Origin of the sequence: Pseudoflavonifractor phocaeensis (genome assembly GCF_021531375.1) — a bacterium.
Classification (GTDB): Bacteria; Bacillota; Clostridia; order Oscillospirales; family Oscillospiraceae; genus Lawsonibacter; species Lawsonibacter phocaeensis_B.
In genome coordinates this window covers 1-25,004 of sequence record NZ_JADYTU010000030.1, presented here as the reverse complement: position 1 = coordinate 25,004, position 25,004 = coordinate 1, and the positions used below count along the sequence as shown (strand labels likewise).

The 25,004-nt window shown below is 60.4% G+C and carries 23 protein-coding genes; 6 read left to right on the top strand and 17 right to left on the bottom strand.

The window, feature by feature from the left end:
* Both I6E39_RS09395 and I6E39_RS09390 read left to right on the top strand, forming a co-directional pair.
* The coding region (locus I6E39_RS09395) for a radical SAM protein (RefSeq protein WP_478358452.1) at nt 1-468 on the top strand (468 nt) is incomplete at its 5' end.
* A 12-nt stretch (nt 469-480) separates the two neighbouring features.
* Complete coding sequence (locus I6E39_RS09390; protein ID WP_235381334.1) at nt 481-1,284, top strand: TIGR03915 family putative DNA repair protein; 804 nt, start codon at nt 481-483, stop codon at nt 1,282-1,284.
* Between the two features lie 28 nt (nt 1,285-1,312).
* Here I6E39_RS09390 and nifU read toward each other — a convergent pair whose 3' ends face one another.
* The 6 genes from nifU to rsmA all read right to left on the bottom strand — a co-directional run bounded on the left by nifU (nt 1,313) and on the right by rsmA (nt 8,136).
* On the bottom strand, nt 1,313-1,744 hold the full coding sequence (nifU, locus tag I6E39_RS09385) for a Fe-S cluster assembly scaffold protein NifU (RefSeq protein WP_235381333.1): 432 nt from the start codon (nt 1,742-1,744) through the stop codon (nt 1,313-1,315).
* Nucleotides 1,731-2,918 (bottom strand): cysteine desulfurase NifS, encoded by a 1,188-nt coding sequence (nifS, locus tag I6E39_RS09380; protein ID WP_235381332.1) that lies wholly within the window; start codon nt 2,916-2,918, stop codon nt 1,731-1,733. The genes nifU and nifS overlap by 14 nt, the downstream gene beginning before the upstream one ends.
* 22 nt (nt 2,919-2,940) lie before the next feature.
* Nucleotides 2,941-3,876 (bottom strand): cysteine synthase A, encoded by a 936-nt coding sequence (gene cysK / locus I6E39_RS09375; protein ID WP_235381331.1) that lies wholly within the window; start codon nt 3,874-3,876, stop codon nt 2,941-2,943.
* A 15-nt stretch (nt 3,877-3,891) separates the two neighbouring features.
* Nucleotides 3,892-5,175 carry an O-acetylhomoserine aminocarboxypropyltransferase/cysteine synthase family protein gene (locus I6E39_RS09370; protein WP_235381330.1) on the bottom strand — a complete coding sequence of 428 codons (1,284 nt, stop codon included), beginning with the start codon at nt 5,173-5,175 and terminating at the stop codon, nt 3,892-3,894.
* Nucleotides 5,176-5,533: 358 nt separating this feature from the next.
* Nucleotides 5,534-7,141 (bottom strand): phosphoenolpyruvate carboxykinase (ATP), encoded by a 1,608-nt coding sequence (gene pckA, locus I6E39_RS09365; protein ID WP_235381329.1) that lies wholly within the window; start codon nt 7,139-7,141, stop codon nt 5,534-5,536.
* A 140-nt stretch (nt 7,142-7,281) separates the two neighbouring features.
* Nucleotides 7,282-8,136: a 16S rRNA (adenine(1518)-N(6)/adenine(1519)-N(6))-dimethyltransferase RsmA gene (rsmA, locus tag I6E39_RS09360; protein WP_235381328.1), complete on the bottom strand. Its 855-nt coding sequence runs from the start codon at nt 8,134-8,136 to the stop codon at nt 7,282-7,284.
* A gap of 261 nt (nt 8,137-8,397) precedes the next feature.
* Here rsmA and I6E39_RS09355 point away from each other — a divergent pair, with 261 nt between their 5' ends.
* From I6E39_RS09355 to I6E39_RS09345, 3 genes are read left to right on the top strand one after another with little or no spacing between them, the layout of a single operon-like run.
* Entirely contained in the window at nt 8,398-9,987 is a 1,590-nt protein-coding gene (locus I6E39_RS09355) for a glucosyltransferase domain-containing protein (protein WP_235381327.1), read from the top strand.
* 3 nt (nt 9,988-9,990) lie between these two features.
* Nucleotides 9,991-10,962, top strand: a complete 972-nt coding sequence (locus I6E39_RS09350; RefSeq protein ID WP_235381326.1) for a glycosyltransferase family 2 protein — start codon at nt 9,991-9,993, stop codon at nt 10,960-10,962.
* Entirely contained in the window at nt 10,937-11,374 is a 438-nt protein-coding gene (locus I6E39_RS09345; RefSeq protein WP_338127130.1) for a GtrA family protein, read from the top strand. Before I6E39_RS09350 ends, I6E39_RS09345 begins: the two co-directional genes overlap by 26 nt.
* A gap of 44 nt (nt 11,375-11,418) precedes the next feature.
* Here the strand turns inward: I6E39_RS09345 and I6E39_RS09340 are convergent, their stop codons facing one another.
* The 4 genes from I6E39_RS09340 to I6E39_RS09325 all read right to left on the bottom strand — a co-directional run bounded on the left by I6E39_RS09340 (nt 11,419) and on the right by I6E39_RS09325 (nt 15,230).
* Complete coding sequence (locus I6E39_RS09340; RefSeq protein WP_235381324.1) at nt 11,419-12,153, bottom strand: TIGR01906 family membrane protein; 735 nt, start codon at nt 12,151-12,153, stop codon at nt 11,419-11,421.
* Entirely contained in the window at nt 12,140-12,823 is a 684-nt protein-coding gene (locus I6E39_RS09335) for a lysoplasmalogenase family protein (protein ID WP_235381323.1), read from the bottom strand. Before I6E39_RS09335 ends, I6E39_RS09340 begins: the two co-directional genes overlap by 14 nt.
* A gap of 158 nt (nt 12,824-12,981) precedes the next feature.
* Nucleotides 12,982-14,679: a carbon starvation CstA family protein gene (locus tag I6E39_RS09330; protein WP_235381322.1), complete on the bottom strand. Its 1,698-nt coding sequence runs from the start codon at nt 14,677-14,679 to the stop codon at nt 12,982-12,984.
* On the bottom strand, nt 14,676-15,230 hold the full coding sequence (locus tag I6E39_RS09325; RefSeq protein ID WP_235381321.1) for a DUF8052 family protein: 555 nt from the start codon (nt 15,228-15,230) through the stop codon (nt 14,676-14,678). Before I6E39_RS09325 ends, I6E39_RS09330 begins: the two co-directional genes overlap by 4 nt.
* Nucleotides 15,231-15,564: 334 nt before the next feature.
* On the opposite strand from I6E39_RS09325, the gene I6E39_RS09320 reads away from it, so the two are divergent.
* Nucleotides 15,565-17,712, top strand: a complete 2,148-nt coding sequence (locus I6E39_RS09320) for an LTA synthase family protein (protein ID WP_235381320.1) — start codon at nt 15,565-15,567, stop codon at nt 17,710-17,712.
* A 549-nt stretch (nt 17,713-18,261) separates the two neighbouring features.
* Here the strand turns inward: I6E39_RS09320 and I6E39_RS09315 are convergent.
* The 7 genes from I6E39_RS09315 to I6E39_RS09285 form a co-directional block, all read right to left on the bottom strand.
* A complete protein-coding gene (locus I6E39_RS09315) occupies nt 18,262-19,404 on the bottom strand; it encodes an ABC transporter substrate-binding protein (RefSeq protein ID WP_235381319.1) in 1,143 nt (380 codons plus the stop codon).
* Between the two features lie 65 nt (nt 19,405-19,469).
* The gene (locus I6E39_RS09310) at nt 19,470-20,327 is read right to left on the bottom strand and encodes an ABC transporter permease (RefSeq protein ID WP_235381318.1); all 858 of its coding nucleotides are present in this window, start codon (nt 20,325-20,327) and stop codon (nt 19,470-19,472) included.
* A complete protein-coding gene (locus tag I6E39_RS09305) occupies nt 20,324-21,178 on the bottom strand; it encodes an ABC transporter permease (RefSeq protein ID WP_235381317.1) in 855 nt (284 codons plus the stop codon). Before I6E39_RS09305 ends, I6E39_RS09310 begins: the two co-directional genes overlap by 4 nt.
* The gene (locus tag I6E39_RS09300) at nt 21,168-22,340 is read right to left on the bottom strand and encodes an ABC transporter ATP-binding protein (RefSeq protein WP_235381316.1); all 1,173 of its coding nucleotides are present in this window, start codon (nt 22,338-22,340) and stop codon (nt 21,168-21,170) included. Before I6E39_RS09300 ends, I6E39_RS09305 begins: the two co-directional genes overlap by 11 nt.
* 263 nt (nt 22,341-22,603) lie before the next feature.
* On the bottom strand, nt 22,604-23,599 hold the full coding sequence (locus I6E39_RS09295) for a hypothetical protein (protein WP_235381315.1): 996 nt from the start codon (nt 23,597-23,599) through the stop codon (nt 22,604-22,606).
* A complete protein-coding gene (locus I6E39_RS09290; RefSeq protein ID WP_235381314.1) occupies nt 23,586-23,816 on the bottom strand; it encodes a helix-turn-helix domain-containing protein in 231 nt (76 codons plus the stop codon). Before I6E39_RS09290 ends, I6E39_RS09295 begins: the two co-directional genes overlap by 14 nt.
* A gap of 8 nt (nt 23,817-23,824) precedes the next feature.
* On the bottom strand, nt 23,825-24,760 hold the full coding sequence (locus tag I6E39_RS09285) for a hypothetical protein (RefSeq protein WP_235381313.1): 936 nt from the start codon (nt 24,758-24,760) through the stop codon (nt 23,825-23,827).
* Between the last annotated feature and the right edge of the window lie 244 nt (nt 24,761-25,004).

Sequence of the window (25,004 nt, the reverse complement as noted above, 5' to 3'; positions counted from 1 at the left end):
CCCCAGGACTTCCAGCCGCCCCTGCTCCGGGAACACCGGCTGTATCAGGCCGACTGGCTGCTGCGGTACTACCACTTCCGGGCGGAGGAGATTCTGGACGAGAGCCAGCCCGATCTGGACCCCCGGCTGGACCCCAAATGCTGCTGGGCTCTGCGCCATCTGGAATTTTTTCCCGTGGAGGTCAACCGGGCGGACTATGAGGCCCTCCTCCGGGTCCCCGGTCTGGGGGTCCGGTCCGCCCGCCGCATCCTGACCGCCCGCCGGGTAGGTCCTCTCACCTTCGAGGGCCTGAAACGGCTGGGGGTGGTGCTGAAGCGGGCCCAATATTTCCTCACCTGCTCCGGCCGGATGATGGAAGGCCTCCGGGTCCGCGAGGACGGCCTGCTCCGCCACCTGGTCTCTCTGGAGTCCCCCGCTCTGGCCGCCCCCATGCCCGAACAGCTGTCCCTTTTTGACCACGCGGTATGAAAGGAGTTCCCCATGCCCTGGACCCAGGTTTCCTATCAATATGACGGCTCCTTTGCCGGGTTCCTCACCTGCGTCTTTGAAAGTTATGTGAACCACGAGGAGCCGGTGGAGTTCCGCCTCCCCGACGACCCCTGCTGCTCCCTCTACCCCCTGCGCGCGGTCGCTTCGGACCGGGACCACGCCCGAAGAGTGTACCGCTCCCTGTCCGCCAAATTCGGCGGAGCGGGTCAGAAGTTGGTGGCCCGGGGCTTCCTCACCTGCCTGCCCGACCGGGAACTTTGGCTGTGGCGGCTGATCCAAAAGGGCTACCGCCAGGGGGCCGCCGTCACCCGGGACCTCACCGACCCCGTGGTGGACAAGGTAAACAAGGCGGTGTACCATCTGGAGCATGAGGCCCACCTGTACACCGGCTTTGTCCGGTTCTCCGACCTGGAGGGAGTGCTGGTGGGAGAGATCGAGCCCAAAAACCGGGTGCTCCCCCTGCTCCGTCCCCACTTCTGCGACCGGTATCCCCAGGAGCGGTTCGTCCTCCACGACCGCACCCACCGGGAGGCTCTGGTCCACCAGCCGGGCCGGTGGGCCATCCTGCCGGCCCAGGACTTTCAGATGGGCCCGGCGGGCGAGACGGAGCTGGCCTACCGGCGGCTGTGGCGGTCCTTCTACGACACCATCGCCATTGAGGGACGGTACAACCCCAAATGCCGCATGACCCACATGCCCAAGCGGTACTGGGGGACCATGACAGAATTTCAGAACGACGACGGGAACGCCCGGCAGGGGCTGCCCTCAGAGACAAAAACGCGCCCGCGGCCTTAGAGCCGCGGGCGTGTTTGCTTGATTTTCCTCAGTCGTGGGCGTGGCAGCTTTCGCAGTCCAGGCCGCAGAACAGCTTGGGGTCGTAGGCGATATGGTTCTTGTCGTAGTAGTCCTTGACGGCGGCCTTCACCGCCTCCTCGGCCAGGACGGAACAGTGGAGCTTATGGGCGGGCAGTCCGTCCAGCGCCTCCACCACCGCCTGGTTGGACAGTTCCAACGCCTCTTCCACCGGCTTGCCCTTGATCATTTCGGTGGCCATAGAGCTGGTGGCGATGGCGGAGCCGCAGCCAAAGGTGGTAAATTTGGCATCTGAAACCACGCCGTTGTCGATTTTCAGGGTGATCCGCATGATATCGCCGCACTTGGCGTTGCCCACCTGGCCCACGCCGTCGGCGTTCTCGATCTCACCCACGTTCCGGGGATTCCGGAAGTGGTCCATGACCTTTTCACTGTATAACATAGGGTCGTACTCCTTTCTGCAGCTCATCCCACACCGGGGACATGCCGCGCAGCCGCTCCACCACCTCGGTCACCGCCCGGACGGCCTGGTCGATCTCCTCCCGGGTGGTCTCCTCGCTGAGGGTGAGCCGCAGGGAGCCGTGGGCCACCTCATGGGGCCGGCCGATGGCCAGCAGCACATGGCTGGGGTCCAGAGACCCCGAGGTACAGGCAGAGCCGGAGGAAGCGGCGATCCCCTTGTCATCCAGCAGCAGGAGCAGGGACTCTCCCTCGATCCCCTCAAAGCAGAAGTTCACGTTGCCGGGCAGCCGGCAGTTCCGGTCGCCGTTGAGGGCGCTGTGCGGAATTCTGCTCAGTCCTTCAATCAGGCGGTCCCGCAGGACCCGCTCCTTCTGGGCGTTCTCCTCCAGATGGGCGCAGGCCTCCTGCAGCGCGGCGGCCATGCCGGCGATGGCGGGCAGATTTTCGGTGCCCGCCCGCTTGCCCCGCTCCTGGGCGCCCCCTTCGATGAGGTTCAGCAGGGGCAGGCCCTTCCGGACATAGAGCACTCCCACCCCCCGGGGACCATGGAACTTGTGGCCGGACAGGGACAGCATGTCGATGTTCTGACTTACCACGTCGATGGGCAGATGGCCCGCCGCCTGGACCGCGTCGGTGTGGAAGGGGATCTTCCGCTCCCGGCACAGCGCGCCGATTTCCGCTACCGGCTGAATGGTGCCGATCTCGTTGTTTGCAAACATCACGGACACCAGAGCGGTATCCTCCCGGATGGCGGCGGCCACGTCGGACACCTTCACGATGCCGCTCTCATCCACGGGCAGCAGCGTGACGGAGAAGCCCTCCCGCTCCAGCCGGGCCAGGGTGTGGAGCACCGCGTGGTGCTCGATGGCGGTGGAGATCAGGTGGGTCTTGCCCTTCTTCTTACCCAGCAGGGCGGCGCTGAGGATGGCCTGGTTATCCGCCTCGCTGCCGCCGGAGGTGAAATAGATCTCCCGGGGAGAGGCGCCGATACAGGCGGCCACCTTCTCTCGGGCCACGGCCAGAGCCTCCGCCGCCCGCTGACCGGGGGTATGAAGGCTGGAGGGGTTGCCCCAAAACTGCTCCATGCAGTCCAGCATGGCTTGTCGGGCGGCCGGACTGGTCTTGGTAGTGGCCGCGTTATCCAGATAGATCATGGGAAAGTTCCTTTCTAAGTCCTTAGGTAGGGTCGGAGAACATGGGGGTGGACAGATAGCGGTCCCCGGTATCGGGCAGCAGGGCCACAATGGTCTTGCCCTCGTTCTCCGGACGCTGGGCCAGCTGGATGGCGGCCCAGACCGCCGCGCCCGAGGAGATGCCCACCAGGACTCCCTCCTTCCGGGCGATGGCCCGTCCGGTCTCAAAAGCGTCCTCGTTTTCCACGGCGATGATCTCGTCATAGATCTTGGTATCCAGCACCTGGGGCACAAAGCCCGCCCCGATGCCCTGGATCTTATGGGCGCCGGGGGTGCCCTTGGACAGCACCGGGGAGCCGGCGGGCTCCACCGCCACCACCTTGACCGCCGGGTTCTGCTCCTTCAGGTATTTCCCGGTTCCGGTGATGGTACCGCCGGTCCCTACGCCGGCCACAAAGAGGTCCACCTTGCCCTCGGTATCCGCCCAGATCTCCGGGCCCGTGGTCCGGTAGTGGGCCTCGGGATTGGCCTGGTTGACAAACTGGCCGGGCAGGAAGCTGTTAGGGATCTCCCGGGCCAGTTCCTCCGCCTTGGCGATGGCCCCCTTCATGCCCTTGGCGCCCTCGGTGAGCACCAGTTCGGCCCCGTAGGCCTTCATCAGGTTACGGCGCTCCACGCTCATGGTGTCGGGCATGGTGATGATAATGCGGTAGCCCTTGGCGGCGGCCACCGAGGCCAAACCGATGCCGGTATTGCCGCTGGTGGGCTCGATGATGACGGAACCGGGCTTCAGCTGCCCCTGTTCCTCCGCCTGCTCGATCATGGCCAGCGCGATGCGGTCCTTGACGCTGCCGGCGGGATTAAAATATTCCAACTTGGCCAGCACCGTGGCCTTCAGTCCATATTCCTGCTCCAGATGGGTCAGTTCCAGCAGCGGGGTACCGCCCACCAACTGAGCCGCGTTCTGATAGATCTTCATCGTCATTTCCTCCTTTTATACCTGATCAAAGGCCTGACTCAGGTCTGCCAGGATGTCGTCGATATGCTCGGTGCCGATGGACAGGCGGATGGTATTGGGACGGATGCCCTGGTCCGCCAGCTCCTCGGGGCTGAGCTGAGAGTGGGTGGTGGTGGCAGGGTGGATGACCAGGGACTTGACGTCGGCCACGTTGGCCAGCAGAGAGAAGATCTCCAGACTGTCGATAAACTTGTGGGCCTCCTCCTGTCCGCCCTTGATGTCAAAGGTGAAGATAGACGCGCCGCCGTTGGGGAAGTATTTCTCATACAGGGCGTGGTCGGGGTGGTCCGGCAGGGAGGGATGGTTCACCCGCTCCACCTTGGGGTGGTTGGCCAGGAACTCCACGACTTTCCCGGTATTCTCGGCATGGCGGTCCAGCCGCAGGGACAGGGTCTCCACGCCCTGGAGCAGCAGGAAGGCGTTGAAGGGCGAGATGGTGGCGCCGGTATCCCGGAGCAGGATCGCCCGGATGTAAGTGACAAAGGCGGCGGGACCGGCTGCCGCCGTGAAGGAGACGCCGTGGTAGCTGGGGTTGGGCGCCGAGATGGGGGCATACTTGCCGCTGGCAGCCCAGTCAAATTTTCCGCTGTCCACGATGATGCCGCCCAAGGTGGTGCCGTGGCCGCCGATGAACTTGGTGGCCGAGTGGACCACGATGTCCGCACCGTGCTCAATGGGCCGGATCCAATAGGGCGTGCCGAAGGTGTTGTCGATGACCAGAGGCAGGCCGTGCTTGTGGGCGATGGCCGCCACGGCGTCGATGTCGGGAATGTCACTGTTGGGGTTGCCCAGCGTCTCCAGATAGACGGCCTTGGTATTGGGCTGGATAGCCGCCTCCACCGCCGCCAGGTCGTGGACGTTTACAAAGCTGGTGGAAATGCCGTACTGGGGCAGCGTGTGGGAGAGCAGGTTATAGCTTCCGCCGTAGATGGTCTTCTGGGCCACGATGTGGTCCCCGGCCTGGGCCAGGGCCTGGATGGTATAGGTGATGGCCGCCGCGCCGGAGGCCAGGGCCAGAGCGGCCACGCCGCCCTCCAAAGCCGCCACGCGCTTTTCCAGGACGTCCTGGGTGGAGTTGGTCAGACGGCCATAGATATTGCCGGCGTCGGCCAGCCCAAACCGGGCGGCCGCATGGGCGGAATTATGGAACACATAAGACGTGGTCTGGTAAATGGGCACCGCCCGGGAGTCCGTGGCGGGGTCAGGGGTCTCCTGGCCGACGTGGAGCTGAAGGGTCTCAAATCTATATTGGTTGGACATAGCAAAATTTCCTTCTTTCATTGTAATGTGTCAGGTCCTACTTGGTACATCGGCCTTCACACATTCGTCCGTACCGGAAATTCTGCCGGAGCAACCGCTGAAATAATCGTTTCATGGCCGCCTCCCAAATTACATATCTTTTTTGTAGGTTGATTGGATATTACTACTTCTTACCCACTTTGTCAATAGGTTTTTTAAACGTGGGAACATTATTTTTCACCCTCTCCCCCGCCCCGGCGCTTGGGATGGAGATACGCCTGCGGAGTCAAACCATGCCCGGCGGGCACAGCCCCTGCCGCAGACAAAAATCAGGACGCCGCAAAAGCGGCGTCCTGATTTGATCATATTGTGCTGGTTTTTATTCCGCCTTGGGACCGGCCTTGACCAGAGCCTTGCCGGCCTCGTTGGTGGTGTACTTGGCGAAGTTCTTGACGAAGCGGGAAGCCAGATCCTTGGCCTTGGTCTCCCACTCAGCGGCATCCGCATAGGTGTCGCGGGGGTCCAGAATGCCGGAATCCACGCCGGGCAGAGCGGTGGGGACCTCCAGATTGAAGTAGGGGATGGTCTTGGTGGGGGCCTTGCCGATGTCGCCGTTCAGAATGGCGTCGATGATGCCGCGGGTGTCCTTGATGGTGATGCGCTTGCCGGTGCCGTTCCAGCCGGTGTTGACCAGGTAGGCCTTGGCGCCGGAAGCCTCCATCTTCCTGACCAGCTCCTCGGCGTACTTGGTGGGGTGCAGCTCCAGGAAGGCCTGGCCGAAGCAGGCGGAGAAGGTGGGGGTGGGCTCGGTGATGCCCCGCTCGGTGCCGGCCAGCTTGGCGGTGAAGCCGGACAGGAAGTAATACTGGGCCTGCTCGGGCGTCAGAATGGAGACAGGGGGCAGCACGCCGAAAGCGTCGGCCGACAGGAAGATCACATTCTTGGCCGCGGGAGCGGCGGAGACGGGACGCACGATGTTCTGAATGTGGTTGATGGGATAGGAGACGCGGGTATTCTCGGTCACGCTCTTGTCGGCGAAGTCGATCTTGCCCTCGGCGTCCAGCGTGACGTTCTCCAGCAGGGCGTTGCGCTTGATGGCGTTGTAGATGTCGGGCTCGGACTCCTTGTCCAGGTTGATGACCTTGGCGTAGCAGCCGCCCTCGAAATTGAACACGCCGTCGTCGTCCCAGCCGTGCTCGTCGTCGCCGATCAGCAGGCGCTTGGGGTCGGTGGACAGGGTGGTCTTGCCGGTGCCGGACAGACCAAAGAACAGGGCGGTATTCTCGCCGTTCATATCGGTGTTGGCGGAGCAGTGCATGGCGGCGATGCCCTTCAGGGGCAGGTAGTAGTTCATCATGGAGAACATGCCCTTCTTCATCTCGCCGCCGTACCAGGTGTTCAGAATGACCTGCTCGCGGGAGGTGATGTTGAAGACAACGGCAGTCTCAGAGTTCAGGCCCAGCTCCTTGTAGTTCTCCACCTTGGCCTTGGAGGCGTTGTAGACGACAAAATCGGGCTCGAAGTTCTCCAGCTCCTCAGCGGTGGGAGCAATGAACATATTCTTGACGAAGTGGGCCTGCCAAGCCACCTCCATGATGAAGCGGATGGCCATGCGGGTGTCCTTGTTGGCGCCGCAGAAACCGTCCACCACATACAGGCGCTTGTTGGACAGCTCCTTCAGCGCGATCTCCTTCACAGCGTTCCAAGTCTCGATGGAGGCGGGGTGGTTGTCGTTCTTGAACTCGTCGGAAGTCCACCACACGGTGTCCTTGGAGTTCTCGTCCATAACGATGAACTTGTCCTTGGGAGACCGGCCGGTGTAGATACCGGTCATAACATTCACCGCGCCGAGCTCGCTGACCTGACCCTTATCAAAGCCTTCCAGCTCGGGCTTGGTCTCTTCCTCAAACAGCGCCTCGTAAGAGGGATTGTAGACGATCTCGGTGGTGCCGGAGATACCATACTTATTCAGATTGATCTCTGCCATTTTTTGTATGACCTCTTTTCTTAAATGATCTTCCCGCCGGTAGAGTTCCATCCCCACGGCAGGAGAGGATATCCTATGTCTCTATAAATAATACACGGCGCACGGGATAAAGTCAATGTCGCAAAGATTACGATTTCAGACTACTTTAGCGGCAGGACTTTTGATAATCTGGCAAATTCAGGGATACCAAGCCGTTCTCCCCGGACATCGGTGGAAAAGCCGCAGCTTAAGATGATCCTTAGCAGCTCCTCTTTCGGGATTTTGTCCCCGAAGGCAGAGCTTAATGCGTTCAGCAGAGTCTTACGCCGCTGGGAAAAGGCGGCCTTGACCACCTGGAAGAATCGGTCCGGATCGTCCACTTCCGCCGGGGCGGGACGGGGCGTCAGCCGGACCACGGAGGAAGTCACCTTGGGCGCCGGGACAAAGCACTCCGGCGGCACGTCAAAGAGCAGCTCCGCGTGGGTGTGGTACTGGCAGTAGACCGAGAACGCTCCGTAGTCCGGCGTGCCGGGAGCGGCGCAGATCCGCCGGGCCACCTCCCGCTGGATCATCACCGTAATGGCGGAGAAGCATCCCGCTTCCACCAGGGCGGTGATGGCGGGGGTGGTAATGTTGTAGGGCAGGTTGGCGCAGGCGATGGGGTCCAGACCGGAGAACTTTTCCCGGACCAGGGCGGGAATATCGGTTTTCAAAATATCTCCGGAGACGATCTCTGCGTTGTCCCGTCCGGCCAGGGTCTCGGCCAGAATGGGCAGCAGGGAGCGGTCCAGCTCCACCGACACCACCTTGTCCGCCAAAAGGGACAGCTCCGTGGTCAGGGGGCCGATGCCCGGCCCGATCTCCAGCACGCCTTTTCCGGGTCCCGCGCCGGAGGCACGGGCAATGTCCCGGGGGACCCAGTTCTCAATGAGGAAGTTTTGCCCCATGGATTTGGAGAAGCGGAAGCCGTGGCGGGCCAGCAGGGCTTTGATCTGATTGATGTCACATAGATCCATGATATGCTCCTTAATAAAACGTGAAGAAACATTGTTTTATGATTCTTTACTATAACAGGTGCGCGGCGGAAAGGCAAGGGCGGATGCAGCATGTCTCCGCCGCCTTGGCCGGTCGCCTGTGAGAAATTTTGAGGTCGCTTAAAACGGTTCCTCCAGACAAACGGGGACCGATTTCCTTTACTTGCAATGTGGGAAGAAAAAGCCTATAATGTTAACTGGATTTTTATGAGCACCTCACCGGCTGCCAATAGGAGGAATGTTATGACTATCGACCAACAGGGCCGCAAGCTGTGGCGCCGGGTCGCCCCCACCCAGAAGGCCGCGTTCTTCTCCTGCCTCATTGCGGGCTATCTGGTCCACCTCTACGCCTTTACCAATCTGATCCCCAACTCCGACGGTCTGAGCCGGGTCTTTGACCTCCAGCAGATGACGGTCTCCGGCCGTTGGTTCCTCCACTACGCCTCCGCGCTCAACGGCTTCACCCAGATGCCGGCGGTCATCGGCCTGCTGTCCCTGATATTCCTGGGATTGGCCGCCGCCCTTGCGGCGGACCTGCTGCGGCTGCGCAGCGTGGTGCTGGCCGGCATTTCCGGGGTGGTGATGGCCGCCTTCCCCTGCCTGGGCTACACCTTCCTGTACATGTTCACCGCCTCGGCCTACTGTCTGGCCATCTTTCTGGCGGTGCTGTCGGCGTGGCTGGCCAAACGGGGCAAGACCGGCTGGCTTCTGGGCGTGGTTGCCCTGGCACTGTCCATGGGCACCTATCAGGCCTATGTAACGGTGGCCATCGCCCTGTCCCTGCTGACGGTGCTGCGGGAGTGCCTGGACCCAGAGGCCGACTTCACGGGTACTCTGCGCTTGGGGCTGAGGCTGGCAGCTTATCTGGCCGCCGGGGCCGTCCTCTACTACGCGGTCCTGATGGTCTTTCTGAAGGTGAAGGACCTGGAGCTGCTGTCTTACCTGGGCATGGACGCGGCCAACTCGGGCTACCCCTTCGGCCAGTTGCCCCGGCTGCTCTTCGACACCTATAAACAGGTCATTGCCTTCTTCTTTGTCCCCGGATATGCCAATGGCTTTACCAACCGCTGGATGGCGGCAGCGGATCTGTTGGCTTTCGTGCTGGCGGCTGTGTTCTTCCTGCGCCTGCTGGGCCGCAAGGGGCTCCGGAAGGAGGTCTGGCGTCCCGTGGGGGCTCTGGCCATGCTGGTCCTCCTCCCCCTGGGCATCAATTTCAGCCGGATCCTCAGTCCCTACTCTGTCCCCACTCCCCTGATGAAATACGCCTTTGTGACGGTCTATCTGGCTGTCGTACTGCTGGCCGACCTGGCCGACCGTCTCCCCCATCCGGAGAAGGGACGGGCCGCCGCAGCCGTGTGCGCCGCCGTGCTGCTGCTGGTCTTTGTCAACACCAACAACCTGCTGTACACCGTCTCGGCCCAGGCTCACCGGGCCACCGAGAGCTACGCCACCCGGCTGCTGACCCGGATTGAGGACTGCCCGGGCTATGAACCGGGCATGGAGATCGCCCTGGTGGGCGCCGTCCCCGTGGATCAGATCAAAAGCCAGATCCCCAGCTACGCCCAGGTGGACCACTACAGCGTCCCCCTGAACTCGGTGCTTCCCCTGAACAAGCACCTGTACTACTATCTGAACGACTGGCTCAATTTTCCTGTGGAGGAGCCCGACGAGGAGACCATGCTGGCCATTTCCGACTCCCCGGAGTTCCGGGCCATGGCCCTCTACCCCGCCCAAGGCAGCGTCCAAGTTCTGGATGGCCGGGTAGTCGTCAAACTTCAGGAGGAGTACACCCCCAAATCAGACTTTGAGATCGCTTACGAGAACAGGAGATAACCTATGGAAGAAGCCTTGAAACACGGTCTGCTGTCGGTGGTCCTCCCCTCCTACAACGAGGAGGCCTCCATTCCCCGCGCGGCGGACACCATCACCGCCATTCTGACGCAGGCGGGCATAGACCACGAGCTGATTTTCGTGGACGACGGCTCCCGGGACGGCACCTGGTCCCAAATTCTGGCCCAGGCCGCCCGCTTCCCCCAGGTCCGGGGGGTCCGATTCTCCCGGAACTTCGGCAAGGAGGCCGCCATTTTCGCCGGGCTGGCCCAATCCACGGGAGACTGCACCGCGGTCATGGACTGCGACCTCCAGCACCCCCCGGAAAAGGTGGTGGAGATGTACCGGCTGTGGCAGAAGGGCGCCCAGGTGGTGGAGGGCGTCAAGACCAATCGTGGCAAGGAAAATCCCTTGCATACCGCTGCGGCAAAAAGCTTTTACTCCATTATCAGCCGCGCCACCGGCATCGACATGTCCCGCGCCTCCGACTTTAAGCTGTTGGACCGGCGGGCGGTGGACACCCTGCTGGCCATGCGGGAGAAGAACGCCTTCTTCCGGGCCCTCTCCTCCTGGATCGGCTTCTCCACGGCCCAGGTGGAATTCGAGGTCCAGCCCCGTCTGGAGGGGGAGTCCAAGTGGTCCCTCCGCAGCCTGGTGCGCTATGCCATGACCAACATCGCCGCTTTCTCCACAGCCCCCCTCCAACTGGTCACGCTGCTTGGCGTGGTGGTCTTTCTATGCTCGGTGGTGCTGGGCGTCCACTCCCTTTGGCAAAAATTCACCGGACACGCTCTGGAGGGCTTTACCACCGTCATCCTGCTCCAGCTGTTTATCGGCAGTATCCTGATGGTCTGTCTGGGCATCATCGGCTACTACATCGCCAAAATCTACGAAGAAATCAAGGACCGGCCCCGGTACATCGTGGCCGACCGCTGCGAAGGAAGAAACCATGATGGACAAGCTGAAAAAAATCTTTGATCCCACCTTCTTCCGCTTTATCCTTGTAGGCGTCATCAACACCCTGGTGGGCTATGGGGTCATGTTCGGGCTGTACAACCTGGCGGGCCTCCACCGGCTGGGGGACACGGGCTATTGGATCTCCTCCGCCGCCAACTATGTGGTGGGCAGCATCGTCAGCTTCTTTCTCAACAAGCACTTCACCTTCCGCAACCGGGAGAAAGGCGCCGGCGTGGTCCTCCGTTTTGTGGTCAACATCTCGATGTGCTACCTGCTGGCCTACGGTCTGGCAAAGCCGGCGGTGGCCTGGCTGCTGGGCGGCGTGGGGCTGAGTCAGCAGCTCCAGGGCAACCTGACCATGCTGGCGGGCTCCGGCCTGTTCGTGGTCCTCAACTACTTCGGGCAGCGGTTCTTCGCCTTCAAGGCCTCGTGATACCGCTCATAAAAAACGGTGTGCCGAGTTGGCACACCGTTTTTTTATGTTCCTCCGCATCCGGAGCATTGCGAGCAGTCCCCGCCGCAGGCCGCCGCCACAGCGGCGATCTGGGCTTGCTTTTTTCGCCGTTTGCCCGCCCACAGGTCGGCGGCGATGAGGATGACGCACCACACCAGCATCAGAGCCAGGATCAGAATAGCACAGTTTCGGAAAAATTCCTCGGGCAGGATCAGGATCACCGGGTCGGTCCGCCAGTCGAAGATCCAATTGTCCTTTCCCGGGAAAAACAGGGCGTGGAAGATCACAAAGGCCCGGTCAAAGTCTAAGGTGGCCAAACCGCCCACCGTCAAGAAAGCGGCTCCCAGCCCGGCGGCCGCCCAAAAACCGGGGCCGCGGCTCCGGAAGCAATAGGGCCTTACATGCTTTCCGCGGCAATAGACAAAGGCGCACACCAGCAGCACCAGGGACAGGCCAAGCACCCACAGGTCCAACAGGAACAGCTTCCGCACGTCGGCAAAGTGGTCCGCCCCAGACTGAGAGAACCACAGGACCCCGGCGGCAAAGTCAGGCCGCAGGCCCAGACAGAAGTCCATCACCTGGTCGAAAGCCTGCCGTATCTGCTCCACGGTCAAGCCGGTGTACTCGGCCAGACCCATAGGCCCGATATGGGCGTAGTAGAAAGGCCGGCACAGCAGTGGGACGGCCACGGAGGCGGACAGTACCAGCAGCGCGGTGAGCAGGGACAAAAGCAGGGACAGGGGTTTACTGGTTTTCATGGTCATGACCTCGCAGAACAGAATCAGGCAGCCCGGACAAGGCGATCAGCACCTGGGAGGGCAGGTAAAAGAGCCACATCCCCACCTGGGCAAAGGAATAGACTCCGGCAGGGACCAGCGCAGGCTGGTTGAAGGCCCCCACGCACACATCACAGCATAAAAAGAGGATCAGGCCCAGAGAAAACAGGCGAAGCTGTGTCCCTCGCAAAGACAGGCTCTGGACCACATTACACAAAAAGGTGGTAAAATAAAGGGCCGCCACCCCGTTCAGAAAGGACAGCATATCCAGCCGGACCAGCACCCACAGCGCCAAGACCAGCAGTCCCATCCGCAGGGGCCACAGGGTCCGTCCCCCGTTCGCCCGGCAGATACGGACCAAATACAGCCCCTGGACCGCGCAGAACAGCAGCACGCCGGCCAGATACCAAACGTCCAGCAGGAGCAGGAAGGTATCTGCCCCCAAGGTAAAGGCCAGGGCGGCAGTCACCAGTTGATCCCCGCCCCGGACACTCCAAAAGGCGGAAACCAGCAGACACAGCAATATGGAGCCGTATTTCAGCAAGACGGTGTCTCCCCCGGTCAGATCCCCATACAGAAACAGCCCGTAAAGAAGGCCCTCCACCCCGAGAAAGCACCCGATCAGCAGGCGGCTCCCGCAGTTTTTTCTCACAGTCCCACCCCTCCGGTTCAACAGGCGCCCCAGGCATCAGCCGGAACGCGGTGACTGGCAGACAACATCATACCATAGTTTTCCCAAAAATGACAGGGAAAGTCAAAAAAGAGGACCCGGAAATTCCAGGTCCTCTTTTGGGTATTTGGATGGAACGATTACTTGGCGGCCTTCTTCTTGCCGAACAGGGTCTGGATGCCCTCCCAGGCCAGCACCAGAGCCAGCACAAACAGGATCACGGCGATGACCAGACGGATGGGAGCGCCGGCCTTGGACAGGTCGGCCAGCTGAGCCTGAACGGTAAAGACCAGGGAGGTCAGGGTGACCACCAGCATGAAAGCCATGGGGAACAGGAACATCTTATTGTTCCGGCCGATGTTGCCCAGCCAAGCAGCCACAGCCAGCAGGGCCAGGGCGGCCAGCAGCTGGTTGGCAGCGCCGAACAGAGGCCAGATGATGCCGTAGCCGCTCATGCCCAGGCCGATACCCAGGACCACGGTGATGCCGGTAGCCACATAGGGGTTGCACAGCACGGCCTTGAAGCCGGTGACATCCTTATAGGTCTCGCCGGGCTTCAGCCAGAACTCCTGGAACATGTAGCGGGCCAGACGGGTGGCGGTGTCCAGAGAGGTCAGGCAGAAGGCGGACACGGCCAGCACCAGCAGGGCGCTGATGGTAGACTGAGTAGCCTCCAGGCCGGGGATGCAGGCCACCATCCGGGACAGGCCGGTGGCGAACACCTGGGTGGGAACGCGGATGTCGCCGGCAGCGTACTCGCTCCAGATGAAGCCAACGGCACACAGGGAGATCAGAGCCAGAGCGCACTCGATGAGCATACCGCCGTAAGCGATGGGCTTGGCGTCACGCTCGTGGTCCAGCTGCTTGGCGGTGGTACCGGAGCCCACCAGAGAGTGGAAGCCGGAGATAGCGCCGCAGGCAATGGTGACGAACAGGGCGGGGAAGATGTAGCCCAGGGAGGTCATCTGGTCCTTCCAGCCGGTGAAGGCGGGGATCTCCATGCTCAGGTTCTGACCCATGACGCCGGCGCCAATGACGCCCACCACGGCGATGATCATCATGCCGTACAGCAGGAAGGAGGACAGGTAGTCACGGGGCTGGAGCAGGATCCACACGGGGGCCACAGAGGCGATCAGGATGTACACGCCGATGATCCACATCCAGGTTTTGGCACTCAGATAAATGGGGTGGAACTTCAGGCCGATGACCAGGCAGGCCACCAGAGCGATGACGCCCACCACGGTAGCCACGGACAGAGGGGCGCCCTTGCGGTACACAAAGAAACCAAACAGGACGGCCATGACGATGAACAGGATGGAGATCATAGCCACGGAGGCGTTGGCCTCGTTGTAAGCGCCGTCAGCGGTAAAGCCGTTGAAGGTGCCGGCCACGATGGAGGCGAAAGCGGCCACCACCAGGATCAGGGTCAGGTAAGAGAAGATGATAAACAGCTTCTTGGCGCGCTCGCCGATGTTGGCGGCAACGACCTCGCCGATGGACTGACCCTTGTGGCGGATGGAGGCGAACAGGGCGCCATAGTCATGGACGGCGCCGAAGAAGATACCGCCGATCAGGACCCACAGGACCACGGGGACCCAGCCGAAAACAGCGGCCTGAATAGGACCGTTGATAGGGCCGGCGCCGGCAATGGAAGAAAAGTGATGGCCCATCAGAACGGGAGCCTTGGCAGGAACATAGTCCATGCCGTCTTCCATCTCATGGGCAGGGGTAACGCGGGAGTCGTCAACGCCCCACTGCTTGGCAAGCCAGCTTCCGTAGAACACGTAGCCCGCAATCAGAATGGCGCAGCCGACCAGAAGAACCAATACTGCATTCATTGATTTTTCTCCTCTCCTAAATGTTTTTGAATGATGCGCGCCGTCAGCCGCTTCAGATCCTTCTGAAGGATCTTACCGCTGCGGTTGGCGGTGATCTCGCCGGTGGACATATCCACGGCGGCTATTCTAAACTCCATCCATCCATGGAGCGATAGCTTATATTCCCGGCGCTTCTTCAGCTTTTTCAGCTGGGCCAGGGCCTGGGGGTCGGCGCTGTCATAGAGCACCACCGCCGTCAGGTAGGTATACATGTGCTGGGGGTGGGGCTTGATCCGGGGCTCGCCGTCCTCCAGCACCCGTTGAAAGATCCCCTCCACGTCCGGCTGCTCCAGCCGGTCCAGGGACCACAGGTAGAGATACTCGTGGCTCTCCGCCGCCCACAGCTCCGCTTTCTTCACCAGCACATACTGGCTGTCCCGCAGGTGGTAGGCGCACAGGGCCTTCAGTCCCGTGCCGTCATCCACGGGCGTGATATCGTAGTAAGCGGCGTACGCGTCTTTGAGACGTTCCACCACAGCTTGACGCAGCTGAGACAAGGCTTTGGTCCTCACTTTCTCCTCCGTCTACGCGGAGGGACAAAACAGAAGCCGCCGGCCAAGGACGGCTGTTTCTTGCTTTATTAAAGCGCTGAAAACGATTCCAGCACCAAGTAAACGGGAATATGAACAAACTATGAAGAGCAGTATTATCATAGCAGATTGCAGATTGATTTGCAAGGAATTTCTTATTGTTATATGACAAAATACGCTATATTTGCCCACTTTCTTTTGTTAATTTTGTTGTATTCTGCTGCTGTTTTATTTGCCCCCACCCACCTTTCCTCTTTTTCCCCTCCTCCCCGCATACCCTATGCCCACATTGACACTTCCCCGGGAATCAGATACAATGGCAGTGTCCATTTCCGCCACTTCTGACGCCCTGTTTCGGAGGTCCCTGCCCATGATACACCCAAAATTCCGGTCCTCTTTTCTGACCCGCGTCGATCTTTCTCAGGCACGGTGGCTGCGGCTGGCCCGTCCCTCCCTGTTCTTCGCGCTTACCATCTATTATGAAGAGCTGTTTCTCAAGCTCTATTGCTTCCGCGCCATCCCGCCCACCAGCGCGCTGTTCACTCTTCTCTTCACCATTCCCGTGGCCCTTCTGCTGGGCCTGCTGTGCGGCGGCGTATCCCTCCGCCGGGGACGCGTTCTTCTCCCCCTTTGTACTGGGCTGGTCTCTCTGTGGCTTGGCGCCCAGGCCATCTATTACCGCCTGTTCAAGACCTTTCTCACCATTTTTTCCCTGACCAAAATGGCTATGGTGGCCGGGGCCTTTGGCAATATGGCCGTTTCAGAGGTCCTGGTCAACTGGTTCCCGGTGCTGATGATGGCCCTGCCGGTGGTCCTGTCCGTCCTGCTGCGCAAAAAGCTGATCCCTGACGAACCGCTGGTGAAGCGTCAGCGGCTGCGCTGGGCGGCCATGGCTGTCGCCCTCCAACTGCTTTTCATGGGCGCTGTCCTGTGCTACGGCGGCGGGGTGATGTCCCTGCGGTACATCTATTACCAGGCCGCCACGCCCGAACTGGAGGCCCAGTATTTCGGAATGCTCACCCAGACCCAGCTGGAGATCCGGCGGGTTCTCTTCGGCATCAAGCCCGATGATCCTGCCCAGCACCATCTGACCAAATGGACCCGTCCCATTTCCGAACGTCCGTATACACAGCTCCCCTCCACCCCCGACTACTCCCCCGACGTGTATCACGTCATGGACATCGACTTCGACGCCATGATCCGAAACGAGGAGGACGAGGATCTTCTGGCCGCCCACCGCTGGTTCTCCCAGCGGACGCCCAGCACCAAGAATGAGTGGACCGGACGCTTTGCCGGCAAAAACCTGATATGGATCGTGGCGGAGGGCTTCTCTACCCTGGCCATGGACCCGGTCCGCACGCCAACCCTGTGGCAACTGTCCCACCAGGGCTTCATCTTCCAGAACTTTTACACTCCCCTCTGGGGGGTGTCCACCTCGGACGGGGAGTACGTCACCACCACCGGCCTGATCCCAAAATCCGGGGTGTGGAGCTACTCCCAGTCCTCCCAGAACTACATGCCCTTCGCCCTGGGCACCCAGTTCCGAAAGCAGGGCTTCCGTACCATGGCCTTCCACGACTATCTCTATGACTACTATGACCGTAACCTGTCCCACCCCAACATGGGCTATGAATACGTCGCCATGGGCCAGGGACTGACGGAAGAGGACATCATCCCCGCTCAGTTCCTGGCGGCGGAAAACGCCTTCCCCCCTTCTGACCGGATGATGATGGAAAAGATCGTTCCCATGTTCGTCAATGAGGACCGGTTTATGGTCTACTGTCTCACCGTCAGCGGCCATCTGCGCTACAATCTGGAGGAAAACGCCATGTCTGTTCTCCACTGGGACGAGGTAAAGGACCTGCCCTACAGCGATCCGGTCAAGTGCTATCTGGCCAGCCAGATGGAGCTGGAGCTGGCTATGGAGAGTCTGGTGTCCCAGCTGGAGGCGGCGGGGCGGCTGGAGGACACGGTCATCGTTCTCTCCGCTGACCACTACCCTTACGGCCTCACCGACGAGGAGTACAGCGAGCTGCTGGGCCACCCCGTGGACCCGGTCTTTGAGATCTACGAAAACACCCTGATCCTGTGGAGCGCCGACATGGAGGAGCCGGTCTATGTGGAGAAACCCTGTTCCAGCCTGGACGTGATGCCCACCCTGTCCAACCTCTTTGGCCTGGAGTTCGACTCCCGGCTGGTCATCGGCACGGACATTCTGTCCGACTCCCCCGGCTTGGTCATCTTCTCCAACTACAGCTTCCTCAACCAGGAGGGGGCCTACAACTCCATCACGGATCAATTCACCCGCTGGGACGGCCAGTCCCCCGATCTGGACCGGGTGACCGCCATGGTGGCCGACGTTCAAAACCGGGTCGCCTACTCCGCAGTCATTCTGGACTACGACTACTACCGTCTGGCTCTGAATGGCCCGCCCAAAGAGGAAGCCTTCCCGCCTTCCTCCTGAATCCCAACCGGACCAGCGGGATCCGATCGGCAGACAGCCGGTCAGCCCCATTGGCACACATGCGGCATACAATACAAGGAAAGCGCCCGCCGGCAGAGCCGGCGGGCGCTTTATTCGGGATGGTCGAGGGAGGGTATTCCGTATATATTGACCGCCTGAGCGGGAATCTTTGGTCTGCCGCCCCGGGGCGATACCGGCAGGGGGGCAGTGGAGGTCTCTGATATCTTTTGCTGAGCCGCGGCACCCAGAGACGCGGTGGACGGTCAGCGCCGGTCTTCCCGGCCTTTTCGTTTTATTTCTTTGTTCCCAGGTCGATCATAGTATACCGCACACCTCCACGCCTTTCTTCACGAATCGGAGAACGTTCCGTGAACAATTTGTAAATCTCTCCTCCCCTTCCGGCGGGTGCCTCCTGAGGCACCCCTGCACGGGCGGCTCGTCCCTCCCCACGGCACGCCGCCGGAAAAGCGCGCCCCACGCAAGGCCACAGACAGACAAAACTCCCGGGAGACAACTGCCTCCCGGGAGTTTTTACGTTATCTGTACGGCTCAGCCCACGCCAAGCTGGATCCACAGGTCGTTATACAGGGTGCGGATATCGGCGGGCAGGACCAGATAGGCCTCGCAGCGGTCCAGCACCTCCTGGGGAGCGGCCATGATCTCATAGATCTCCGGGTCCAGCTCCTCGCCGTAGGTCTCCTCATAGTAGGCGGGATACTGCTCCAGGGCCTCCTTGTTGGGGGAGGCGTACCAGATATAGTCCATGTTGGCCAGATTGGCTTCGGTGGAGGCAATAAAGTTGATCCATGCCTCGGCCTCGTCCTTGTTCTGGGCGTCCTTCAGCACGCACATGGCGTCCACAAACCAGTTGGAGCCCTCCTCGGGGACCACATAGCGCAGGTCCTCGTTGTTCTCCAGCATGGTCAGATAGTCGCCGGCATAATAGACGCCGATGGCGGCGTTGCCGCCCTCCATCTTCTGGAAAATCTCGTCCATCACCTTGCCCTGGTAGACGCCCTTGGCAGCGGCGTCGGAAATGAGCTGGTAGGCCTCACGGATCTCGTTTTCGTCGGTGGTGTTGACGGAGTAGCCCAGGTAGTACAGGCCCATGGCCAAAGCGTCCCGGGAGTTGCCGATGAGCAGCACATCGCCGGCGTACTTCTCGTCAAACACGGCGCTCCAGCTGGTGATCTCCTCGTCCACCATGGCGGAATTGTAGATGATGCCCAGGGTGCCCCAGGTGTAGGGGACGGTGTACTTGTTTTCCGGGTCGTAGGACAGGTTCTTGAACCGGTCGTCGATGAGGGAGAAATTGGGGATGTTGTCGTAGTCGAGCTCGGCCAGCATATCTTCCTCGATGAGCTGGGAGATCATATAGTCAGAGGGGACGATGACGTCATAGTTGGCGCCGCCGTTCTTGAGCAGAGAGTACAGGGCCTCGTTGCTCTCGGCGGTCTGGTAGTTGACCTTGATGCCGGTCTCCTCCTCAAATTGAGCGATCAGGTCGGTGTCGATATACTCGCCCCAGCTGCACACATTGACCACGCGCTTACCGGCGTTGTTGCTGTTGCCCGTGGCGCTGCTGCCCGCGTTTGCAGCAGAACCGTTGGCTTCCTCATCCATGGCGCACCCGGTCAGGAACAGGCCCGCCGCCAGACTCATGGCAAGGGCCAAGGCTACGATTTTTTTCAATTGATCATTCCTCCAGATTACAAAATTGGTCTCTCTCCGGCCACAGGGCCGCGAGAACAAAACATTCATTTCTTTTTTGCCAGCGCCTTCTCCTGGCGCGCCTCCCGCACGTTGACGATGATCAGCAGCGCCAGCACCGCGGCGAACAGCAGGGTCGAGATGGCGTTGATCTCCGGGCTGACCCGCTTTTTGGTCATGCCGTAGATGGTCATGGCCAGCGTGGAAGTGGCGGAGCCGGCGGTGAAATAGGAGATGACGAAGTCGTCAATGGACATAGTAAAGGCGATGAGGGCGCCGGAGATGATGCCGGGCTTGATCTCCGGGACCACCACCTTCCAGAAGGCCTGCATCCAGGTGCAGCCCAGGTCCTGGGCCGCGTCGATGAGGTTCTTGTCCATCTGCCGCAGCTTGGGCGTCACGTTCAGGATGACATAGGGGATGTTAAAGGAGATATGGGCCAGCAGCAGCGTGCCGAAGCCCAGGTACAGCCGGGGCGCCGTCAGCCGGTAGCTGTTTTCCATCCAGGTGACAAAGCCGTTCCAGCCGGCAAAGGCGGCCACGAAGAACAGGCACAGGGACACGCCGGTGACGATGTCGGCGTTCATCATGGGGATGTCGTTGACCACCATCAGGGGCCGGCGGAGCCGGCGGTCCATGGTAAAGAACCCGATGGCGGCGAAGGTCCCGGCCACGGTGGCGATGATGGTGGCCAGCAGGGAGACCAGCAAAGTGGTGTACACGCTGCTCATAATAATGCGGTTCTGGAACAGCTCCGCGTACCAGCGGAAGGAGAAGCCCTTCCACACCACGCTGCTGTTGCCGGCATTGAAGGAAAAGATGATGAGCAGCAAGATGGGGGCGTAGAGAAACAGAAACACCAGCCCCATAAACAGGCGGCTGCCGATGCGATGATTCTTTTTCATAGCATCACCGCCTGTTCTTCACCCTCGCCGAAGTGGTTCATGACCCACATGCAGACCACCACGATGACCATCATCACCAGGGCGATGGCGCTGCCCAGGTGGGGATTGTAGGCCCCGCCCAGGAACTGCTGCTCGATGAGGTCGCCCAGCATCATCTGGGTGCCGCCGCCCAGCAGACGGGAGATGGCGAAGGTGGACACCGAGGGCACGAACACCATGGTGATGCCGGACAGCACCCCGGGCAGGGACAGGGGCAGGATCACCTTCCGGAACACCCCCGCGGAGTTGGCGCCCAGGTCCCGGGCGGCCTCCAGCAGGCTGTTGTCCAGCTTGATAATGACGGAGTAGATGGGCAGGATCATAAAGGGCAGGTAGTTGTAGACCATGCCCAGCACCACCGCTCCGGAGGTGCCGATCATTTTGAAATACTGAATGTTGGTCCCGAAGACGCTGTTGATCAGGTCAAACAGGCCGATGGCGGAAAACAGCTGGTTCAGCAGGCCGTTTTTCTCCAGAATGGACATCCAGGAGTAGGTGCGCAGCAGGAAGTTGACCCACATGGGCAGCATGATCAGGACCGAGGCGATCCGCTGGAAGCCGGGGCCTTCCTTGGCCATCATATAGGCCACGGGGTAGCCCACCAGCAGACAGATGGCGGTGGCGATGAGGGCCAGCTTGAAGGACCGGGTGAAGATGACCGCGTAGGTCCCCATGCGTGCGAAGTTGGACAGGGAAAAACCGCCGTCCGCCGTGGAGAAGGCGTAAACCACCACCATGACGATGGGCGCCACCACGAACAGGGCCATCCACACCACATAGGGAACGGCGAAGAGGGACAGCTTATTCTTCATCTCCGCCCTCCTGATCCTCATCGGGATCGAAGCTGGCGTCGCTGATCTCCTCATATTCCTCGGAGTAGGAGGAGTAGTCGCCGAACATGCCGGAATAGTGGCTCTTCTTCATGACGTGGATGCCGTCGGGGTCGATCTTGATGCCGATGCGGGACCCCACCGGAGACAGGTCGGTGGTCTGGATCAGCCATTTGAAGCCATAGAAGTCCACGATGATGTCGTACTGCATCCCCTTGAAGGTGACGTTGGTGACGGTGCCCTTCAGCTGGCCCTGGTCCTCGGGAACGATGTCCACGTCCTCCGGCCGGATGACCACGTCCACGGGCTCGTCCTTTTCAAAGCCGCCGTCCAGGCAGCGGAACCTCCGGTTGAATATCTCCACCACCCCGTCGGCGCGCATAATGCCGTCGATGATGTTGGACTCGCCGATGAAGTCGGCCACAAAGGCGTTCTTGGGCTCGTTATAGATATCCTCGGGGGTGCCGATCTGCTGGATCTTGCCGGCGTCCATGACCACCACCGTGTCGGACATGGCCAGGGCTTCCTCCTGGTCATGGGTGACATAGATAAAGGTGATCTCCATGGCCTTCTGGATGCGCTTGAGCTCGTTCTGCATGTCCTTTCGCAGCTTCAGGTCCAGCGCGCCCAGCGGCTCGTCCAACAGCAGCACCTTGGGCTTGTTCACCAGAGCCCGGGCAATGGCCACACGCTGCTGCTGGCCGCCGGAGAGCTGGGTGATGTGCCGCTTGTCAAAGCCCTTCAGGTTGACCACTTCCAGCATCTCCATGACCCGCTGGTGGATCTCCTCCTCGGGCAGTTTCACCTTTTTGCCCTTCTCATCCGTCTTGGGGATACGAAGGCCAAAGGCGATATTCTCATATACATTCAAATGGGGAAACAGAGCATACTTCTGAAACACCGTGTTGATCGCCCGTTTATGGGGCGGAACAGCATTAATCCTCACACCGTCAAAAAAGATGTCCCCGGAGGTTGGTGTCTGAAAACCACCGATGATTCTGAGCGTGGTGGTCTTGCCGCACCCACTGGGACCTAGCAGTGTGAGGAATTCCTTATCATTGATATACAGATTGATGTTGTCGAGCACGACCTCGTCGTCGAACGCCATGGTGCAGTTGGCCAGGCGGATCAACTCTTTGGACATGTATCCTCCCCCATTTCTGTGTGTTTTACCTTGTCAGCTCCCTCGATTTATTCGTCCGGTTCGGCATCCCGCTTTCGGGGACCTCCGGGGGGCCGGACTTTCACGGATAGCGAGATACACTATATCTGTTTACCCCCTAATTGTCAATCATTTTCCCCAAAATTTTCGCTGAATTTTAAAGGCTTTCCCCCACGTCTCTCCCCACTGGAAATTTCAGGCGGAAAAGGGCCTCCGGACAGTCCTCCGGAGGCCCTCAATTTCCTTTATTCTTCCATTTCCATCGTTAAATATACAATGCGGCCCAGGCCCCGGTCGTCCAGCAGGACCAGCCGATGGGCGGCTGCTTCTTCCCTGCCCAGCGTATAGGCGGTCCGCTTTCCCGCACTGAGGCGGTTCGTCTCCTCCACCAGGGCCCAGACAGCTCCGCCGGGCCCCTCCAAGGTCAGCCCTTCCCCAATATCTTCCGGGAGCACAACGTCCGTTTTCAGCAGACGGTCCTCACCATCGAACCACTTGACCGCAACATCGGTCAGCCGCTCCACACTTTCAATGGTAAATTCGGCCTCGAACGCCTTGGTCTCCGTCTTACTGTTGACGGTAGTGGTATACGCCTCCCGCTCCGAGACGGTGAAGCCCCCCACGCCGCCGTAGCTGTTTCCGGTGCCGTCCAGGTAGACGGTTCCGTCCGCCATTTGGTACACCCGGTAGGCCGTCCAGCAGTAATCGAAGCCCTCCGTATTCCAGTTTTTGTCATCCAGCGGCGGACCAAAGTAGACGGTCCCCCTGACATAGTCCTCTTCATCGGCAAATCCGATCTGGACGTCTGCCATATCAGAGCCGGCGGAGACATATTCCCCGCCGTCTTCCTCCGTCCGGGTCACCAGAAAGCAGTTGAAGCCCTCCTTGCCCGGAAAGAGGTACCGGCCGGAATCTTCGTCATAGCGGCCAATGAGGATCTCACGGGGAAAGGCCAGGGTTCCAAGCCCATCCACCTGGGCGTCAAACGTGCCGTACTCCACCCAATGGCTCCGGTCCTCGGGCGGATATTCCTCCAGTTTCTCCTCCCAATCCGGGTCGTCCATGTCAATCGCCGGAGGCATCTCTTCATAGACCAGCTGAAATCCGATGAATTTGTCCTGGGCTGGGTCCTGACGCTCCGGCTGGGCCAGCACGCCGCCGGTAGTGCCCAACACCGCCGCCACCACCAAAACAGCGGCCAGCACGGTGAGAATTCCTTTTCCGGTCTTATTCTTTTTCATCGCCGTCCTCCAATCGTCCGTCGAACCGCAGGATGTCCCCCACGTCGCATTCCAGATAGTAACAAATTCTGTTGATGGTGTGGAACCGCACGCCGCTGGCCTTCCCCGACCGCAGGATGGACAGGTTGGCCTCAGTGATGCCCACCTTGGCGCACAGCTCTTTGGCGGTCATGCCCCGCTCCTTCAGCACGTCGCTGAGATATACTTTGATTGCCATGGTCCACCTCAAATAATGGACTCGCTGTCGTCCTGAAGCTCCCTGCCCCGCTGGAGACAGCGGCACAGCAGGAACAGGGCGGCGGACAGGGCAAGGGTGAACAGGGGAAGTTCCAGGTTGAAGCTGCTCTGCTGGAGCTGGTCCAGCAAAACAAGCTGTGCCAAATTGAGTCCTACGCAGATAAACATGCTCCGTTTGACCACCCAAACACACTTCTTGGCCGTCTCCCCACAGAGCGCCACTGTCTCCTCATCAAACCGCAGGTCACCCAGCCTTTCCGCCAGCCTGGCCCCCAGCAGCAGCGTCCAGGCCGTCAGAACATCCCGTCCTACCTTCAATCCAGTTACTACGGTCAGCATCACACCAGTCAAATGCCGGGACCGGCTGATGGGACCGCTCCCCGCCACGATGTCACTGCCCCAAGCCAACAGCTCCCGCATAGGGCCATAGGCGGCAGCGAAAGCCATCAGCACCGCGCAGGCCGCCAGCAGAAGGGAAAAGGCCTTCGCCAGCTGCTGGGCGGGCAAGGCCTCCAGCCGCCTCAGCGCGCGCAGGATGCACCAGCAAAACAGCATGGCCAGGGCGGTACACAGGGCCGCCAGGGGAAATATGATCCGGGTCAGCTCATTGAGCTGGGTCGGATTGACGGAGTAATAGACCATAACAAACAGCACCGGGGCCATCCCCGCCACCAGCCAGTCCTCCCGCCCCCGCTCTCCCTTGCACAGTAGGAGCATGGGAAGCGCGCACAGCAGCGCGGTCAGCAGCCACGACACCGCATTTCCCCAAAAGCCCGACAGGGACAGCGTCCGCAGTCCCCTGCCCAAAAGCCGGAACGGCTGGTCCAGTACCACCCACCAGTCCACAGAAATCTTGCGTTCAACGTACGCCGCCGCAAGACCGGAAAGAGCGGCCGCAAAGGCGATCCAATATTTAGTCTTCATAGTCTCACCTCAATTATTATTGTTTTACGATAATCTTATATTCAGGTTAACACGTCGGTTATCGTTTGTCAATAATTATCGGGATAAACTACACCGCCCACGCTGTTACGTGGGCGGTGTACGGCCGATACCTAATTACGCTGGTCATTTTTCTCTGCCAAAGAAATATATATTTTAGTTTATCGTTTCATGTAGGGTGAGGGCTTGGTAGGGCGGGGGCTTATCCCTCCCCCTTTTGGCCTTC